The organism is Brevibacillus sp. JNUCC-41 (assembly GCF_014844095.1).
Classification (GTDB): Bacteria; Bacillota; Bacilli; order Bacillales; family DSM-1321; genus Peribacillus; species Peribacillus aracenensis.
Genome location: NZ_CP062163.1, coordinates 3847401 through 3865323 on the forward strand (window position 1 = coordinate 3847401; position 17923 = coordinate 3865323).

17 protein-coding genes and 1 pseudogene are annotated in these 17923 nt (G+C 36.6%); 13 read left to right on the forward strand and 5 right to left on the reverse strand.

What is annotated here, in order from left to right; genetic code table 11:
* Nucleotides 1-212: 212 nt before the first annotated feature.
* A complete protein-coding gene (locus JNUCC41_RS18775; protein ID WP_192204303.1) occupies nucleotides 213-482 on the reverse strand; it encodes a hypothetical protein in 270 nt (89 codons plus the stop codon).
* A 271-nt stretch (nucleotides 483-753) separates the two neighbouring features.
* Complete coding sequence (locus JNUCC41_RS18780; protein ID WP_192204304.1) at nucleotides 754-1971, reverse strand: cytochrome P450; 1218 nt, start codon at nucleotides 1969-1971, stop codon at nucleotides 754-756.
* 539 nt (nucleotides 1972-2510) lie between these two features.
* Here JNUCC41_RS18780 and JNUCC41_RS18785 point away from each other — a divergent pair.
* From JNUCC41_RS18785 to JNUCC41_RS18800, 4 genes are all read left to right on the forward strand, one after another.
* Nucleotides 2511-3572: an ABC transporter substrate-binding protein gene (locus JNUCC41_RS18785; RefSeq protein ID WP_192204305.1), complete on the forward strand. Its 1062-nt coding sequence runs from the start codon at nucleotides 2511-2513 to the stop codon at nucleotides 3570-3572.
* A 27-nt stretch (nucleotides 3573-3599) separates the two neighbouring features.
* Entirely contained in the window at nucleotides 3600-4415 is an 816-nt protein-coding gene (locus JNUCC41_RS18790; protein WP_192204306.1) for an ABC transporter ATP-binding protein, read from the forward strand.
* 20 nt (nucleotides 4416-4435) lie between these two features.
* A complete protein-coding gene (locus tag JNUCC41_RS18795) occupies nucleotides 4436-5260 on the forward strand; it encodes an ABC transporter permease (RefSeq protein ID WP_098372876.1) in 825 nt (274 codons plus the stop codon).
* Between the two features lie 584 nt (nucleotides 5261-5844).
* Nucleotides 5845-6741 carry a DMT family transporter gene (locus JNUCC41_RS18800; RefSeq protein ID WP_192204307.1) on the forward strand — a complete coding sequence of 299 codons (897 nt, stop codon included), beginning with the start codon at nucleotides 5845-5847 and terminating at the stop codon, nucleotides 6739-6741.
* A gap of 178 nt (nucleotides 6742-6919) precedes the next feature.
* Here JNUCC41_RS18800 and JNUCC41_RS18805 read toward each other — a convergent pair whose 3' ends face one another.
* Nucleotides 6920-8707 carry a laminin G domain-containing metallophosphoesterase family protein gene (locus JNUCC41_RS18805; RefSeq protein WP_192204308.1) on the reverse strand — a complete coding sequence of 596 codons (1788 nt, stop codon included), beginning with the start codon at nucleotides 8705-8707 and terminating at the stop codon, nucleotides 6920-6922.
* Between the two features lie 436 nt (nucleotides 8708-9143).
* Between JNUCC41_RS18805 and JNUCC41_RS18810 the strand changes: the two genes are divergently transcribed.
* On the forward strand, nucleotides 9144-9905 hold the full coding sequence (locus JNUCC41_RS18810; protein WP_192204309.1) for a class I SAM-dependent methyltransferase: 762 nt from the start codon (nucleotides 9144-9146) through the stop codon (nucleotides 9903-9905).
* Nucleotides 9906-10053: 148 nt separating this feature from the next.
* On the forward strand, nucleotides 10054-10623 hold the full coding sequence (locus tag JNUCC41_RS18815) for a GNAT family N-acetyltransferase (protein WP_192204310.1): 570 nt from the start codon (nucleotides 10054-10056) through the stop codon (nucleotides 10621-10623).
* Between the two features lie 365 nt (nucleotides 10624-10988).
* Here JNUCC41_RS18815 and JNUCC41_RS18820 read toward each other — a convergent pair.
* Nucleotides 10989-11314, reverse strand: a pseudogene (locus JNUCC41_RS18820) (antibiotic biosynthesis monooxygenase family protein).
* A 285-nt stretch (nucleotides 11315-11599) separates the two neighbouring features.
* Between JNUCC41_RS18820 and JNUCC41_RS18825 the strand changes: the two are divergent.
* The 7 genes from JNUCC41_RS18825 (at nucleotide 11600) to JNUCC41_RS18855 (ending at nucleotide 17531) form a co-directional block, all read left to right on the forward strand.
* Complete coding sequence (locus JNUCC41_RS18825; RefSeq protein WP_228467370.1) at nucleotides 11600-12376, forward strand: nucleotidyltransferase domain-containing protein; 777 nt, start codon at nucleotides 11600-11602, stop codon at nucleotides 12374-12376.
* A 60-nt stretch (nucleotides 12377-12436) separates the two neighbouring features.
* A complete protein-coding gene (locus JNUCC41_RS18830; protein WP_192204311.1) occupies nucleotides 12437-12988 on the forward strand; it encodes a dihydrofolate reductase family protein in 552 nt (183 codons plus the stop codon).
* Nucleotides 12989-13174: 186 nt separating this feature from the next.
* Complete coding sequence (locus JNUCC41_RS18835) at nucleotides 13175-14140, forward strand: alpha/beta fold hydrolase (RefSeq protein WP_192204312.1); 966 nt, start codon at nucleotides 13175-13177, stop codon at nucleotides 14138-14140.
* Nucleotides 14141-14158: 18 nt separating this feature from the next.
* Nucleotides 14159-14830 (forward strand): response regulator transcription factor, encoded by a 672-nt coding sequence (locus tag JNUCC41_RS18840; protein WP_192204313.1) that lies wholly within the window; start codon nucleotides 14159-14161, stop codon nucleotides 14828-14830.
* Nucleotides 14827-15825 (forward strand): sensor histidine kinase, encoded by a 999-nt coding sequence (locus JNUCC41_RS18845; protein ID WP_192204314.1) that lies wholly within the window; start codon nucleotides 14827-14829, stop codon nucleotides 15823-15825. Before JNUCC41_RS18840 ends, JNUCC41_RS18845 begins: the two co-directional genes overlap by 4 nt.
* Nucleotides 15826-16031: 206 nt before the next feature.
* Nucleotides 16032-16901, forward strand: a complete 870-nt coding sequence (locus JNUCC41_RS18850) for a cation diffusion facilitator family transporter (protein WP_192204315.1) — start codon at nucleotides 16032-16034, stop codon at nucleotides 16899-16901.
* Between the two features lie 435 nt (nucleotides 16902-17336).
* Nucleotides 17337-17531, forward strand: coding sequence for a P-loop NTPase family protein (locus JNUCC41_RS18855; protein WP_192204316.1), 195 nt, complete (start codon nucleotides 17337-17339; stop codon nucleotides 17529-17531).
* Between the two features lie 248 nt (nucleotides 17532-17779).
* On the opposite strand, the gene JNUCC41_RS27375 is transcribed toward JNUCC41_RS18855, so the two are convergent.
* Nucleotides 17780-17887 carry a hypothetical protein gene (locus tag JNUCC41_RS27375; protein ID WP_353618272.1) on the reverse strand — a complete coding sequence of 36 codons (108 nt, stop codon included), beginning with the start codon at nucleotides 17885-17887 and terminating at the stop codon, nucleotides 17780-17782.
* Between the last annotated feature and the right edge of the window lie 36 nt (nucleotides 17888-17923).

Genomic DNA, 17923 nt, shown 5'->3' on the forward strand with positions numbered 1-17923 from the left:
AACGGAAGGTACGAGACTCCTGCGGGAAATGCGCGTCTAGGAGAGACCCCGTAGGCGAAAGCCGAGGAGGCTCCCCGACCGCCCGCGGAAAGCGAGTGCCTGGAGTGGAAATCAAGGTCCAAATTGTACAAGCCATAAAAATAGACAAACTCGATTTTCATCGAGTTTGTCTACAGTCTGAGATTAGCCATGAGCTAATCTTTTTTTATGGATTAATAGTTGACCAGTCCGTATTCACCGAACTTAACTTTTTTGACTTTATAATTCTTCTTTGTAATGGTATCCCCATTGTAGATATTAATGGTGTGGTTTTCTCCTGTTTCAACAGCATATTTCACTCTATATCCCATATAGACTCGTCTATTAGGACCAACATCTAATGAATAGTTATTAGCACTTGATTTAGAAAATCCTAGACTGATGCTCAATCCTTTTATACTGCCAGATACAGTCGGACTAAACAAAACAAAAATGGAAATCATTTTGTGATTTCCATTTTTGTTTCTGTATTTTTTAGGTCATAAAATTCGTAGATTAAGTTTTGATCCACCTATTGCAGTTGAATTTCTAATAACTGGAATAAATATAAGGTTAAACATCTTCTCCAACAAATGCTTGCCAAATAATCAATTTTAAAAGGCCGTAATTTAATATACTCCCTTTTTCATTGAGATTATATTAAAAAATTCATTTTTTGTTATTGATAGGTTTTTGTATTACCTAATCTATATATTCTTAAGGTAGCAAGGCTCATTATCTTGTGAGTTTTAAAGGAAGTCTTTTCACTCCAAAAACGAACGGACTTGGAATCGCCTCCAGCTCAGCCCCTTTTACACCCTCCAATTTTGCAAAAGTACTTAAAAGTGTCACCAGAGCTACTTCTGCCTCTAGACGTGCAAGCGGGGCACCTAAACAAAAATGAATACCAAACCCGAAACTCAAATGAGGATTTAATTTCCTTTCTAACGTAAACCGATTAGGTTCTGCAAACTTTTGTTCATCCCGGTTTGCCGAACCGACCCAGCAAATTACTTGTTCCCCCTTTTGGATTGTTTTGCCCCCAACTTTGACATTTTCCTTTGTAACACGGCCAATTGCCTGTATTGGAGGATAAAAGCGTAGTGTTTCTTCTACCAATTTTGGTATTAAAGGCAGATTTGTCCTAGCTTGTTCTTGAATGTTTTTATCTTCTGTCATGTAGCGTACGGCATTTGTAATCAAATTAGTTGTAGTTTCATTGCCCGCAACTAATAATAAAACACAGAAAGATAGTACCTCTTCTTCTGTTAATTTTTCCCCATCAATTTTTGCTGCTAATAATAGCGAAATTAAATCTTCTTCAGGCTTATTTTTTCTCTCTAAAATTATTTTTTTGAAATATTCTTTAAGAAACTCGTTTCCTTCCTTGCGTTTTTGTGTCATTACTTGGAAGGCTTCACTTGAATTGTCTTTGGCCCCTTCCACGAGAACATCGGAATAGGTTTTAAAAAGATCGCGATCCTTAGTAGGGACCCCCAATAATTCGGCAATTATAATGACAGGCAACGGACCAGCAAGATCATGAACGAGATCCATGGTTTCCTTCCCATTAACTTGATCGAGAAGATAAAGTGTCACTTCTTCTATTTTATTTTTTAAATCCTTCACTGCTTTAGGAGTGAATGCCTTGTTCACTAAGTTTCTCATTTTCGTGTGTCTAGGAGGGTCCATTGTCAAAATGCTTCCTTGAAGAGTTCCAGACCCTCGTTCCGATGAAAATAGTTTTGGGTTTTTTAGAATATAATGAACGTCTTCATATCGAAACACATCCCAACAGCTTCGAGCCTCGTCGTACCTTACAGGAGTTTCTTGTCTTAAACTATTAAAGATTGGAAAAGGAAATAATTGATCTGTGTTCAAAGCAATTTCGCTCATGGGGATGAGATTAGCATACTGCTCCACTGCGCTTGTTGATTTACGTTCTTGTTTCATGGTTTCATCTCTCCTTTTAATGTGTCTAATATTCATGCAGAAAATAGTGATGAACCGGTTCATTAACTAAGATAACAAACTCGTAATTTGGTTTCAATTGACATAAATTGAGAAATTTTTCAATAAGAAGAAAGTAATAACTCGGGAAATTTGATTCACCACCTATTGAAAAACTCTTTTGAGTTTCATAGCTTCTCGTTTAAGGTCATGCCAGCAGTATAACTATATATACTGCACCCTTATCCACTATTATTTTAAGTCTGCCGCTGAAGTTTTTTATTTTACTGGAACAGAAAATTGTATCATAAGAGTTAAAAGACACTCACTCTTATAAAGGAGTGTTTTTTTGTGCAGAAGCCCACCTAATTATCTAAATTTTCCGAAATTACAATTGACCATAACGAGATGATTGTTTTAGAATTGATATGTATATGAAATTATGTTTTATATATAAAACGAAGAAGAGGGAGGAACGGTAATACCTTATGGACAATCTTCAATTGAAATAAAAATATATTTGATTTGGGGAGGTAAGTAATATGTTTAAGAATAAATTGGCGTTCGTTCTGCTTTGTTTAGTGTTTATAGTATCTGGATGCAGTTCAAGTGAAGAAACAACTACAGAAAATAAGGGGAATTCAGGAGGGAAAGCGATTAAGCTTACTTTTACGGAACCTGCACGGTTGTTGTCAGTTGCCCCATTATATGTAGCCATCGAGCAAGGATTTTTTGAAAAAGAAGGAATTGAAGCTGAGATTGTATCTGGTGGTGGAGGAGCACAAGTCATTGCTTCTGTATTATCGGGAGAAGCTCAATTTGCCGTCTCAGGTCCTCGAAGTATGTTCACTCCTCTTGACAAAGGTGAAGATTTAATGGCGATTCAATCTTTAAATTCAGCGCTTACCTATCAAATTACACTCTCTAATCAATATCTAAAGAAAAAGAAAGTTTCTAAAGACTCATCACTTGAAGATAGAGTTGCTTCATTGAATGGCGCAACCATCGGTACAAATCTTGTTGGCGATTCTGGAGACGTATACACCCGATATTTAATGCAAATGCATGGTGTTGATCCCAATACTTTTAAAGCAGTCAAATTAGCAGGGGATGGATCGAAGATTGGCGGTATGCAGGAGGGAGTTGTTGACGGGGGGATAGCATCACCTCCGATGGGTTTACAAGCGGAAAGTAAAGATGTTGGTGAGATTGTAATCAATACAAGTGAAGAGCCAATGTATGGGAATATGGTCTGGGAAGCTGTTTTTGCTAAAAAAGAATATTTAGTAGAAAATCACGAAACATCTTTGAAAGTAGTTCGGGCAATAGGGAAAGGTATGGAATTCACACGTAATCATCCAAGAGAGGCAGCCGAATCAATCGTATCTTATTTTGATGGAATTGATGTCGATATTCTAGAGGAATCAATTATCGGATTGAAAAACACTTTTAAAGGCTATGGAGAAATGAATCAAGAAGCTTGGGACAATGCTCAGGATCCATTAGTTGAATTTGGTAAGTTGTCAGGCGTTTCTACTAAACAGGATACTACTGAAGATGTTATTTGGACAAATGGTTATATAGAAGAAGCTTTTAAAAAATAAGTAGATAGAAAGGAGATGATAGTCAAGATGGAAAACGCACAAAAGGGAAATTTCAAATTGTCCACTCGTTTTTTGGATGTTACTTACGTAAACAATAAAACCGGTGCAGAAGTGATTGCCCTGCAGAATATAAACCTACATATCAAAGATGGTGAATTTATATGTATTGTAGGGCCGAGCGGCTGTGGGAAAACCACTTTTTTAAATACTGTAGTTGGATTACTGAAGCCAAGCAAGGGAGAAATTCTATTAGATCAGCAAAAAATTGATGGTCCTGGAAAGGACAGGGCAATGGTTTTTCAAAACCCTAGTCTATTACCTTGGAGAACGGTTATGGAAAATGTTCTCTATGGAGTTGAACTGCAAAAGCAAGTAACCGCAGAGAAAAAGAAAGAGGCCAAAGAATTTATTGAAATGGTCGGTTTAAAAGGTTATGAAAATCATTATCCCCACGAATTGTCAGGAGGGATGCAGCAAAGGGTAAACTTGGCTCGAGCATTAACGGTAAACCCGTCATTAATATTACTGGATGAGCCATTTTCGGCTTTAGACGCACAAACCAGGGAATTTATGCAAGGTGAGTTACTTAGAATATGGGATGAGACAAAAAAGACAAGTCTTTTTATTACACACCAAATTGATGAAGCGGTATTTTTAGCTGATCGAGTTTTTGTTTTTGGGGCAAGACCAGGCCGTGTAGTGGAGGTTGTGGATGTTGATATACCTAGACCGAGAGATCTCCAGGTGAAGCGGAGCCCGGAATTTTTAGAGTTTGTAGATCATATATGGTCCATTATTGAACAGGAGTCTTCAAAACAAGGCTTCGATAATAAAGAAAAATAATACAGGGAAAGGAGAATAATATGACAAAGGGTACTATCCAACTTACACAATCAAAGCACAAGATAAAAAAGGCGAAGAAAATAAAAAAAGAAAAGAAGTCATTTTTTATCAGTGTTGCTTCTGTTTTAATATTCCTGTTGCTTTGGGAAGTTGCTTCTCAAAATGAATGGATAAATCCATTGTTCATTAGCTCACCAATTGAAATTGCACAAGCGGCAGTTTTAATGGTCCAAGAAATTTCTTTTTGGGAAAATATGAAAGTGAGTGGTTACGAATTTATTGCAGGCTTTGTTTTAGCCATACTTATTGGAATTCCAATTGGTGTGTTATCGGGCTGGAATTCCAACTTTAATGCTGTAGTTAATCCTTTCATTTCAGGATTATATGTAACTCCTAAAGTCGCCCTTTTACCAGTGATCATAATTGCGTTCGGTATAGGCCCAGCATCAAAAATTGTTATAGTATTTTTGATGGCCTTCTTTCCAATAGTGATGAGCGCTCAAAAAGCAATGTTAACATTAGATCAAAACTTAATAAAAGCAGCAAGAACATTTAGTGCAAGTGAATTTCAAATTTTTAAAACGATTGCTTTGCCTTCGACGGTACCATTCCTTTTAAACGGTATTCGCTTAGGTATTGGTCAAGGATTAATTGCTGTAGTTGTAGGTGAATTATTCGCTTCGACAGCTGGTATAGGATATCAATTGACAAGCAATGGTCAAAATCTGCAAACAGATCGTATGTTTGTTGGAGTGTTGGTCATTACGATTACGGGAATCATTCTTACTTCATTATTAGGCATTATTGAAAGACGCTTTTCTTCTTGGAAACCAGAAAATAGTTAATTTGATTTACACTTTAAACGTCATTATTAAGTATAGCTGCGCAAAACTGTTACAGTGTAAAAGCCTCAAGACAATATTTCAAGTAAGCTTAAATATGGAAAAGGTAATTGTACACGAGTTTGTAGACAAAAGGGGTGCCGTGTGAATATTTAAATAAAGTTGATTGGAACGCAAGGTACGAGACTCCTGCGGGAAAGCGAGTCCAAGGGGGATCCCACAGGCGCCAAGAGTGCCGAGGAGGCTCCCTGACCGCCCGTGGAAAGCGAGTGCCTGGAGTGGAAATCAACATTCATATTTTAACTCCCAATCTTAATATCGAGTTTGTCTACAGTCTGAACAAAAGGTGCTTCCTATACGAAGCATCTTTTGTTTAGCATGCTTTTCAAACCTAATCCATCTTTAATTGAAGATTTCCTTTCCAAGTCCATCTCTTATTTACTTTATTCAGCGATGATTACATCTCAGAATGTACTCTGATTCGTTATTTTTACTGTTTCACTTCACAGCGAGATAGAAATTTTATTGAAGTTCTCACGTATCCATGATACCTTCAGTTTATAGTGAATGGTTGGGAGGAATAGGTTTTGAACACTAAGGCGTTTTTATTGGCATTTATTACTGTTATTATTTGGGGATCTACATTCGCTGCTATTCGTGCAAGCTTGCATGGCGGGTATTCAGCCGGCCATTTGGTACTTGTTCGTTATCTTATAGCATCAGGGATTTTTGTCCTTTATGCTCTATGGCCTGGGGTGAAATTTCGACTCCCGAAAAAAGAGGATTTACTGAGGATATCGATCCTTGCATTTATTGGTATTAGTATTTATCATATCGGGGTGACATTCGGGGAACAAACCGTTTCGGCGGGAACGGCTGGAATGCTGATTGGTTCAGCACCTGTTTTCATCGCGATCATTGCTTCGTTCGTATTAAAAGAACGCCTCGGCCTATTCGGATGGATTGGTTTAGGTATAGGATTCACAGGGATCACTTTAATAACATTAGGTACTGCAGGCCCTTCCTTGAATATTTCTGAAGGTGCATTTTTAGTGCTGATGTCTGCTATTGCTTCTGCGGTGTTTTTTGTTTTCCAAAAGCCGCTGTTTAGCCGCTATAATCCGATTGAATTGACAGCTTATTTCACATGGATCGGTACAATACCCTTTTTCATATTTTTCCCTGGGTTATTTCAAGATATTCAACACGCTACAATGGAAGGTCATTTATCAGCGATATTTGTTGGTATTTTTCCTGCAGCCATCGGTTATGTAACTTGGGCAGTCGCACTTTCATTAGGAAAAGCCAGTTCCGTTTCCAGCTTGTTATACCTTGAACCCGTGATTGCCATTTTCGTCGCTTGGGTTTGGCTGCGGGAAGTGCCTAGTACTCTTTCAGTCATGGGCGGCGGAATTGCGATATTAGGAGTTCTCGTCGTTAATGGGTTCGGAAAGTATAAATCAGTAATGAAAAAAGCAGCATGATAGTTGTTTAAACTGAAGACAATTGCAGCATTTTAAATCCATCATGAAGAATGAACGTTTATCCTTCTTGAACGACTCAACACATAGGAGGGCACCCAATAAAGGAATTCACCCAGGTTGCAGAGATCGATCAGTTACACCTTACACCTGGGGAATTGGATTTTTCCTCCTCTTTTAATTATTTAAAATTAAATCTATTCTTAAAGTCCCAATCCAATTTAAATGAATTGTTTTCACTTGTTAAAAATTTAAAATCGATATAGGACTTTTCTTTTTTAGACATTTCGTCGACAAATGGCGAATAAGTACGGAATACCAATACATTTTTCTTTTCATCAAACTCTACAAGTCTTAGCCAGCCATTACCCCCTCGATAATTCGTTTGGTAATTGACCAGCATTTGAATGACATCATTTCCTGAAGAATTATGTTTTACCCGATGTGCTATCCCAAAATAATGCCCATTAACCGTCATGAACACTTGATTATGGTCCTTTACAAGTTCATTCCAAATCAGCCGTCCATTAGACGACTCGACGCCGATGGTGGTTTTATCATCCTTAACCTTCGGAAATATAATATCATGTGAGACGAGGATTGTCGGTTTATCTTTATGCAGATCTAGAACCTTTTTTGCCCATTCCAGGTCCTTATGCAGATTTTTCATATCGACTATCAAGACTAAGTATTCATAACTCCCTGCCTTAACAATTGCATATGAGCTATACCCAGAGGGAGACGACCCCTTATAGTATGTTTTATTCAAAAAACGCTGCGGCCCATAATGTGTTAAGAAAGGGTCTCCGGCCGCATAGTCATGATTCCCGGCCGCCATCATATATGGAACATCCTTTTTATCCAAAAGGGAAATGGCACCGAGGGAATTCTGCCATTGTTTTTCTAAATCACTATCGACTATGTCCCCAACAAATGTATTCATGATAATATTGTTCTTCTTAGTGTTATTGGAAATCCAGTTCATTTGGCTATTGAATATCTCTGGATTTTGACTTGAATATTTCTGGGTATCTGGAACAAAAAGAAAATTATAATTCTTCTTATTCGTTAGAAAGGGTAAAGCTTTGTTTGATCCTTCGAATGGTTCATCGTCACGGGCATCTTTCACAAGCCATTCTTTTTCGGTTAAAGCCTTTCCAGCAATTCGGATTTCCTGAATATTCCCTTTGAATAGTGCATTAAACTTATTTCCCCACTCAGATGCCCCGATGTTCCAGCCTTTACCTTTAACTGCTGCAATACCTATTACTTTTTCTGATTTTCCGTAATCACTTATGCCATTCAACGTTAAAGTCGTCGTGTCACCATCATTAACAACTGCCAAATGGTACCATTCATCAGCATTTAATGATCGAGACCAATTGCTTACATTATAATTTAAATTAGATGGATGACTTGTCCAGTGGATTTTTTGATCACTGGATACAGTTAAAGAAGAAAGGATTTTCTTCTCGCCTTCCATTTTATTAAGATCGGCAGCCTGTCCTTGTCTAGAGAAAAGCCCCATGAGACTCTTGGAATCACTTGGCAACTTAAAAATCGCTTCAATGGTAAAACCCTTATCGAATTTCTCCGAATTGATAGGTGCATCCTTTTTGGTTTTGAAATACCTACCTGTAGGGGCATTTTCATAATTAGCGAACTCCAAGCTATTCACTTTTTCTTGATCATGATAATCTTCTTCAGACCATTGAATCATTTTATTTAATTCAGGCGAGGCAGGATCACCAATCGTCACCAACTCTAAATCATTTCCATGCTTGCTTGTATCTTCTATAATTAAATTACCTTTATCGATTGAACCGCTTTTAACATGTTGTTTTGTGAATTTCCAATTTGCTACGATATTGCTTCGATTATTTTCAGCAACGGAATCAGCCGATTTGGCAATGCCAGGAACAATCATACATAAGAGTGAGAGACCTATTAATGCTTTTTTCATTCTCATAAAACATTCACCCCAATACATTTTGATTAAGCGATATACATTTATCCTTTTAGACTACCTGGATTAATTTGTAGCGAACTAAGCCTAGGTAGAATTCCGTATGGCTGCAATATGGTATAGTTTGCTTATCTTCTCGATAACTTATTAAGGTTGAGTAAAAAAGACTTATTCTTTTCAAGGGAATTAGGAGATAAGTCCTGATGTGCACAAATTATCTTGTTGAAATCAAGGATTACAACTAATTGTCAATAGAGGTTTGCAGTAATTTGAATTTCAGATGGCGAGGTAGGAAATAAGCAACGTGTTAGTATAAAGACAGTGATTTTTATCAAGAAAATGAGGTGAATAAAATGGTGGGAAGGAGATAGGTAGCCTCCTGTAATAGAAATGGTATTAATCTTAGGAGGCAATCTTGAATTATAGGAGATGTATGACTGTGAAACAAAACAAATACGATGATGCAAATTTCTTTTCTGCGTATGAGCAAATGCCACGATCGGTCAAAGGACTTGAAGCTGCTGGAGAATGGCATGTACTAAAAGAGCTAATGCCAAATCTGCATAACAAGAGTGTACTTGATTTGGGGTGCGGTTTCGGCTGGCATTGCCGATTTGCCCGAGAGCAACAGGCCAGTTCCGTCGTAGGTGTGGATATTTCCGACAACATGCTACAAAGAGCACGCGAAAAAACGGATGATCCTTCCATTTCATATATGAAAATGCCCATTGAAGACATCGATTTTTCCGGCTTTGAATTTGATGTGGTTATCAGTTCGTTGGCGTTTCATTACATTGAGTCCTATGAGTCAATCTGTAAAAAGGTCCATGATTGTTTAAAGCCTGGAGGCACTTTTGTATTCTCGGTTGAACATCCAATCTTTACTTCCCGTAAAGAACAAACTTGGTATGTAGATGTTCACGGAAATCATCTGCATTGGCCAGTTGACAATTATCAATTCGAAGGTGTGAGAGAAACAACCTTCTTAACCGAAAACGTAGTCAAGTATCATCGTACGATTTCAACATATATAAATGACTTGATTGGTGCTGGATTCAGCATAAGAGCCGTAAAGGAACCGATGCCATCTGATGAATTGTTAAAAAGTGTTCCTGAAATGAAAGATGAAAATCGAAGGCCGATGTTTTTAATGATTTCAGCAGTAAAGGAACCGAATTCTATGAATGAAGGAATCAAGTAAACGGCAAAAAGGCGTCTCTGCGAAAGTAGGGACGCCTTTTTACTATTATCATTATTTCTTTATACAATAAAGCGTTGATTAACGGCTTTAATTAGGTAATGATTAAATCAGTAACGTATGGAAAAGGGACTTTGGGGAGGGAAATTGGTTGGAGAAGGTATTTCCGCTTATTGAAACACGACGATTGATCTTAAGGGAAGTAACAATAGAAGACGCGGGTGATATGTTTAACTATTTATCTGATATAGATGTAGTGAAGCCAATGGGGTTAGATCCGTGCCAAACAGTAAATGACGTATGGGATGAAATTAAATGGTACGAATCTATATTCCAGGAAGGTACGGGAATCAGATGGGGAATTACATTGAAAGATTCCAGTAAGGTTTTAGGAAGTTGCGGTTTTCTGAATATGGTCACCAAGCATCATCGAGCTGAAATTGGATATGAGTTAAGTAAGGATCATTGGGGGAAAGGCATTGCTAGTGAAGCATTGGAAGCAGTTGTTAAGTATGGTTATCGCCACTTTCACCTGGAAAGGATTGAAGCGTTAATTGAACCTGATAATCTCCCATCCCAAAAACTTGTGGAAAAACAAGGATTTAGAAGAGAAGGATTGCTAAGGCATTATGAATATACTTGTGGTAAATTCGATGATTTATATATGTACTCACTCATAAAAGGAGATTTTAATGATATTTCCTTTAATTCTTTATCATGATTTTAAAAGAAAATTTGGTAATGTTTTTTACTTTTGTTTATAAAATTTGTACGTAGGGAACTCGCTTTCCGTGGGCGATCGGGGAACCTCCTCGGCGGTCTTTGCGCCTGTGGGGTCTCCCCTAGACACGCTGTCCACGCAAGAGTCTCGAACACACGATCCAATCAACTTTGATTTGAAATTTAGAGAAACCCTTTTGTACATAAAATGGAATCGGATTTTGAAATCGACTGGATATTTTAAAACTGAAGGCAAATCTGCTTTTATTCGAGTTTGTCTACATCAGAGACCGCTAAAAAAGCGGTCTTTTTCTATAGCTGAAAATTTCATGAAAAACCATTTATGTACATGAAATCTTAGTTTCCTCACTTGCTTGTATAATCTCTTTCAACCTTGCAAATTTGTGTTGAGTATGACGAGTACCAATCTTTCATCCCTTTTTCTTGTGCTTTTTTGTGAGCGGCATTTTCTTTCCAAAGCTTTATGGCATCCAGGGACTTCCAATAGGATACGGTAATTCCTGACCCGTTTTGATCTCTTACGCTTTCTACTCCTAAATAGCCATCTTGTTGAGCGGCAAGTTCATCCATCAATTCCGCGGTTGAATTATAGCTTTCGGCATCCTTAACGTTTCTTTGAGAAGTGAAAATACAGCGTAATAGGGTGGTTCAGGAGTTTGTGCAAGAAACATGAGATGATGCCTCCTTTTAACGTAATATTCAAAATATTACCACATCGGCGAGAACATGGATAGATGCCAGGTAAAGCGGTTCCTTGATATCCGCCAAGAAAACAAGGAGCTAAGAAACGGTATAGATCACTGACACGGCAATTCTTCGGAAGGGATTTTATTCTTGATGCACGAATATATATTACTTTGATGGTTTTACAAAAAAAGGAGATGGTTTTGTGTGCGGGATTCGTTAGCAAACATATAGAAAGGGATGCATTATTACCGAAACAACGAGTTATTCTTTTGGAAAATGCATTAAAAGATTTATCAGCAGATCCTGATGTTTTGGCTATTTACATAGCCGGTTCATTAGCAAAAGGAAACCATGATAACTATTCTGATATAGATTTACACACCATTGTTATTCCAAAACGGAAAGCGGAATTTTTAAAGGGAAAAAGGGATAGAGCCAATAATTGGGGAGATGTTTCCTTTCATGAAGACTACAATCCTTCCTCACCGTATGTGGTCACTCATTATGATACATTTGTGAAAGTGGATAGCTGGTATCACGCACCTGAGGAAATTGTACCCTCCATTTGGTTAAAAGAGGCTGAAGTTCTTTATGATCCTTTTAATATTCTGAGTCATGTTATTAATGAATCCGCAAAACAAGTGTATAAACCTTCACCGGATGAAGTTGAACATTGGAGAGGAAAGCTGCTTGCCTTTGTCCATGAAACCTACAGAGCCGTCATGGGAAGAGAAATGTTATATGCACTATCCAATCTTGATAAGATACGATGGCTGATTGTGTCTGGGTGGTATATGGAAATGGAAGTACATGTATATGTGCCTTTTGGAGTATGGACAAAAATCGAAGGCAATAGAAGTATTTTTGCTAAAAAGCAATTATCCCTGTTGGAAAGTTGGGATTGTGGCCGCGATTCAAATGAAATGATAAAAACGTTGAGACGTATGATCCCAGAATTCCTTAGACTAAATAAATGCCTATGTACGCAAGTGGGTGTCGAAATAAATGAAGGCCATATCAAGAGAATAATGGATATGGTTATCTGAAAGTTATAAGACACTCGTTGTTCGTGTGAAATGTGTAATCACTTTTGGAGGGATGACTAAGTGGCAGAATTGGTATATCATGTGGCTGTTTCACTGGACAATTTCATTGCCGATCAAGCAATGTTGGATGGGGATATCAATCAATCCTTTTTCTTATTTGAAGGAGATCATGTCCCAGACTTTTTATCCGATATCCAGCAATATGAAGCGGTGTTGATGGGAAGGAAAACATATGAATTTGGATTTCAATTCGGAGCTAAACCGGGTGAACCAGGTTATAAGGGATTGAAACATTATATATTCTCGAGCTCCCTTCAGTTTGAATCGAATGAGGAAGTAGAACTTATCGAAGGAAATGCCGTAGCATTTATCGAAAACCTCAAGCAGCAAGGTGACGGAAAGCTATGGCTTTGCGGGGGCGGAGAATTGGCTGGAACGTTATTAAAACATAAACTCATTGATCAATTGGTGCTGAAAGTGAATCCAGTCATAATCGGTGAAGGCACTCCTCTTTTCGGCAGCGTTAAGCCAAGTCTAAAATTGGATTTAGTTGACATGAAACAATATCCAAACGGAGTGATTAAACCTACATATAATATTATTTATACTTAGGAATATGGTGGAGGGCGGCCATTACTTCATTCGTAAACACTTTCCTTCAATAGTTAGGGCTGCTTTGGCGCAGCTTTTTTTTGATGAAATTCACTCGTCATTAAAAGTAAAAATATATAAAGAAAATTAATTAGAAATTTATTTTTAACATATATCCTTTCAGTATCACTTGAAAGGAGTTTTTCTATGAGGAAAATGTTGAAAGTATCAAAGAATATATTTTTTATCTTCATTGCGATTATCATATTTATAGCAATAGCTGTTTTTATCTACCATAATTATCAAAAGGGAAAGGAATCATCATTAATTAGAGAAGGAACAACGGTTGATTTTAATAACAAAGGAATTAATGTATATACGGAAGGCAGCGGTGAGGATACATACGTTTTTATGTCCGGTTCCGGGATTGCGGCTCCAGTTTATGAATTGAAAGGATTATATAGTAAGTTTGCAAAAGAAAATAAAATTGCAGTCATTGAGAGAGCTGGATATGGATACAGTGATGTTTTTCACGATGGTAGGGATATTGATACAATATTGGAACAAAGCAGGAGATCATTGATGGAAAGTGGAAATAAACCTCCTTATTTTTTGGTTCCACACTCAATATCAGGTATCGAAGCTATTTACTGGGCACAAAAATACCCAAGTGAAGTAAAGGGAATCATTGCTTTGGATATTGGTTTACCGCACCAATATGTAACTCATAAAATGGGCATGGTAGATTCATTGACTGTAAGAGGAGTGAATATTTTAACGAAAATGGGTTTGCACCGTCTTTTTCCTTCTGCTGTTTATAATCCCGAAGTGATTCGGCAATCATTCTTAAGTGACTATGAAAAGGAAATGTATAAAGCACTATCATATAAACAGTTTTTTAATGATGATATGGAGCAAGAGCTTTTACAAAGTTACAGTAATGGGAAAAAATCAGTGAACTTGCCGATTCCAAAAGGTACACCCATTTTATTTTTAGATGCGATTGCCGATGAAAATAAGGACTCTAAATACACAAAACAAAAAAATGAAGATTATGAGAATTTTGCACAGAAGCTATTAAAGGCCGATGTAATAAAACTAAAAGGGACGCACAGCATATATTTATATGCGCCAGATGAGATATATGATCTTGCCATGGAATTTATCAAATGAATAAAGAAAGGCTTTGTGATGAAAAGATATAATATTTTAATAGTTGAGGATGACTTGATGATTGGTGATTTATTGAAAAAAATTCTGCAACGCGAAGAATACAATGTACGTTGGATGAAAGAAGGAAAAGATATTATAGATATAATCCATGAGATGGATTTAGTCATTATGGATGTTATGCTGCCAGGAGATGATGGTTATCAAATTACCAAGAAAGTAAAAAGTCTAGGATTAAATATTCCAGTTATTTTTCTATCTGCCCGAAATGATATCGAAAGCAAACTCCAAGGTTTGACAATGGGTGAGGATTATATGACTAAGCCTTTTGATCCCAGGGAGCTATTGCTAAGAATGCAGAAATTGCTGGATAATCAATATGGTACTTTCACGCAAATAAAGCATATATATATAGATGCCGAACATAAGAAGGTATTCAATAATGACTTGCATAATGAAGTGGTTTTTACTGCGATAGAGCGTAAACTATTTTTCTATTTATATGAAAATAGGGATCGGATCTTAACGAAAGAACATTTCTTTGAATATTTATGGCAGCTTGAAGATAGGAATCAAAATATCATTAATGTACATATAAAAAAAGTCAGAACCAAAATCAATGATAACAACGGTGAGATCATCCAAAATATATATGGGGAAGGGTATAGATTGAATACCTATATAAAGAAATGAAATTAAAGAAAAAATACCAGCTATTATTATTTATCGCCGTTATTAGCGTGCCATTTATATTACTGGTAATCAGTATCCTTATGTCAGTCATTTATGATTTTGCCTTTAAAACCAAAAACGATGACATTCCTTTTCATCAATCTTTTGCATATCCAACAATGCTTGGGGTATTCATTTTATCATTATTATTGTTAGCCTTCTTATTTTCCAAATCTATTAACTCGCTATTAAATAAAATAAATATATTGAATGAAACCATCAGGAATTTAGCTAGTGATAAGGAGATTCCGAATATCTTAGAGATTAAAAGCAATGATGAAATCGGGAAATTAACTAAATCTGTGAACTTATTGATAGAAAGAACGACCTTTCGGGAATTGGAACTAAAACAACAGGAGGAAATGAAAAAGGAACTCTTGAATAAATTAAGGCATGACATCAATACACCTTTAACAGCTATAAGATTACAATTGTTTTATTTAGAAGGTCAATATACGGATCAAGTTCCACTATTACAATCACTATATCAACAAATTGATTATATTTCCGAATTAACAAATGAATATAATATTCAATCCACAGATACGTTAGATAATTCATATATCTTAAATGATGAAGTGAATATACACGATTTAATAGAAATGATGGTTAAAAAATGGGGCTATTTGTATAACATGCATGGTATTGAATTAATATATCATCCATTACATGGTGAGTTGGAATGGATAAGTAATGACTTGTGGCTTCAAAGGTTATTCGATAACGTTTTCCAAAATGTCTTGAATCACTCGAGGGCTGATAAACTTGTGATAACCATTGAAAATAATGGAGTCAGTATCAAGGATAATGGAATTGGTTTTGATATCGATAGTAAAAGTAAGGGGCTTGGCTTAAAAATAATTGAGGATATAGCCAAAACACTACATATAAAATATGATTTGCTATCAAACGAAAGCGGAACTTCATTTTGTTTTACAGTCGAAAAAACGATATAAATCTCAATTGATTCATTATTTTTGCGGCATTAACATACGGGGATTTTGTCAAGGATTCATCAATATCATTCTTTTCAGATAGTTTGCCCTATGCAACATAGTTATATATCACTTACTTATATAAAGCGATACAAAAAGGTTGCTATAGACCCACCCATTTTTAAGTTGGTATGATATTCAGGTACTTAATTGTGGGGGGAAGTTGAATGGAAGAACAAAAATATAATGACCTCAAATTAGGCGAACGTGGTGCAATCATTAGTATCATTGCTTATATTTGTCTATCAATCATGAAACTTGTTATAGGATACATAAGCGACTCAGCGGCCTTGAAAGCGGATGGTTTGAACAACACGACTGATATTATCGCGTCCATTGCCGTACTGATCGGTTTAAGGCTAGCTCAAAGACCCCCCGATAAAGATCATGGTTATGGTCATTGGAAAAGTGAAACGATTGCATCGATGGTAGCTTCATTCATCATGTTTGCTGTTGGTGTACAAGTTTTAATAGATGCCGTTACATCCATGCTTGAAGGTGGAAAGGAATCACCTGACATTATTGCTGGGTATGTAGGTGTTTTATCAGCAATAGCCATGTATTTTGTATACCGATATAATAAAAAGCTTGCTATAAAAATTAATAGTAAAGCCGTTATGGCAGCTTCAAAAGATAATATTTCCGATGCTTGGGTAAGTATCGGAACAGCTATTGGGATTTTTGGTTCCCAATTAAATATGCCTTGGTTGGATCCACTTACTGCCATCATAGTCGGATTATTGATATGCAAAACAGCCTGGGAGATTTTCATTCAAGCCTCGCATGAACTTTCTGACGGTTTCGATGAAAATAAAATTCATCTATATAAGGAAGTAATTACAAATGTCAATGGAGTCAAGGGGATAAAAGAAATTAAAGGGAGAAATTACGGGAACAATGAAGTGATTGATGTTGTAATCCTTGTCAATTCTACCTTGGATATTAAAGAAGCACATGATATAGCGACCCATGTCGAGAAAGTGATGATGAAAGGTCATGGAGTGTATGATGTTCATGTCCATGTTGAGCCCAATTAATTCTTTCCCTTGAGCATTAATAAAAAGGGAATAAAATCGTTTTCAAACATATGAATAATATGCAATCATTCATTACATTGGAAGGAAAGGGTACCTTATACAATGAAGCAGTAATCTTATCAAATAAACAGTAAATCTATATCAATGGGTGTAATCGGTTAGATATGTTCAAAAAAATACGTGTCACTTTGTTTGCTTACCGGATTTATTGGTGAGTAACGTGAATCACCATTTCATTTGAACAAGAATCTTTTGAGATATCCTTGTGAGATTTTAATGATTATGTTTAGAGATGGGATTCGTCTGTTCGTTTATAAGGACTAATCCATATACAACTGCTTTATCTGTTATCAAATCAGATGAGGTATATTTGGTTTATGTATATTAATTTAGTAACAGGCGATCTCTCTCTAGAAAAATAGAGGGGGATTTTTCATGTTATTTTTAAAAGCGAATGATTTAAAGAAAAGTTACGGGAACCGTGAAGTTCTTTCCGTTGACTCACTTCATCTTTACAGCCATGATCGTGTTGATCTGGTTGGTAGGAATGGAGAAGGTAAAACGACTTTGCTTTCTTACAAGCTGCCCAAAACCTCCAAGCCAAATCTGATTCAATTAGGAAAGCCCTAAACGAATGGGCAATTCAGAAGCAAGGCTCCATAAACGGAGCTCCGGGAAACAGAAGGCGAAATTGAACCGTTCCTTCAGAAGCGATTGAAACTAGAATCGAAAAATTAGCAAAAAAAGAAAAATAGAGGAATAAAGGTCCTTGCTCAAAATTCAGTAATTTGAGGGATAACCTTCACTTGGTCGTTTGAACGGCGATTATTTACACCAATCAAAAAGGAATGCCAATTATTTTAAGCATTCCTATGCATTCAGATTTTTCTGCTGTTGCTCTCGTTTTCCGGTTTCTTTATGATTGCGTATGTAAGGTAACTTATTAAGCCCAAAAATAATCCGGTGCCGCCTACAATATAAATCATTGTAAACACTTTTCCTAATGTTGTCTGCGGTTCAAA

Coding starts and splice junctions, on each gene's coding strand:
- JNUCC41_RS18855 (WP_192204316.1), top strand. CDS start 17,337: ATGTTATTTTTAAAAGCGAATGATTTAAAGAAAAGTTACGGGAACCGT.
- JNUCC41_RS18785 (WP_192204305.1), top strand. CDS start 2,511: ATGTTTAAGAATAAATTGGCGTTCGTTCTGCTTTGTTTAGTGTTTATA.
- JNUCC41_RS18775 (WP_192204303.1), bottom strand. CDS start 482: ATGATTTCCATTTTTGTTTTGTTTAGTCCGACTGTATCTGGCAGTATA.
- JNUCC41_RS18805 (WP_192204308.1), bottom strand. CDS start 8,707: ATGAGAATGAAAAAAGCATTAATAGGTCTCTCACTCTTATGTATGATT.
- JNUCC41_RS27375 (WP_353618272.1), bottom strand. CDS start 17,887: ATGATTTATATTGTAGGCGGCACCGGATTATTTTTGGGCTTAATAAGT.
- JNUCC41_RS18845 (WP_192204314.1), top strand. CDS start 14,827: ATGAAATTAAAGAAAAAATACCAGCTATTATTATTTATCGCCGTTATT.
- JNUCC41_RS18795 (WP_098372876.1), top strand. CDS start 4,436: ATGACAAAGGGTACTATCCAACTTACACAATCAAAGCACAAGATAAAA.
- JNUCC41_RS18835 (WP_192204312.1), top strand. CDS start 13,175: ATGAGGAAAATGTTGAAAGTATCAAAGAATATATTTTTTATCTTCATT.
- JNUCC41_RS18790 (WP_192204306.1), top strand. CDS start 3,600: ATGGAAAACGCACAAAAGGGAAATTTCAAATTGTCCACTCGTTTTTTG.
- JNUCC41_RS18780 (WP_192204304.1), bottom strand. CDS start 1,971: ATGAAACAAGAACGTAAATCAACAAGCGCAGTGGAGCAGTATGCTAAT.
- JNUCC41_RS18840 (WP_192204313.1), top strand. CDS start 14,159: ATGAAAAGATATAATATTTTAATAGTTGAGGATGACTTGATGATTGGT.
- JNUCC41_RS18850 (WP_192204315.1), top strand. CDS start 16,032: ATGGAAGAACAAAAATATAATGACCTCAAATTAGGCGAACGTGGTGCA.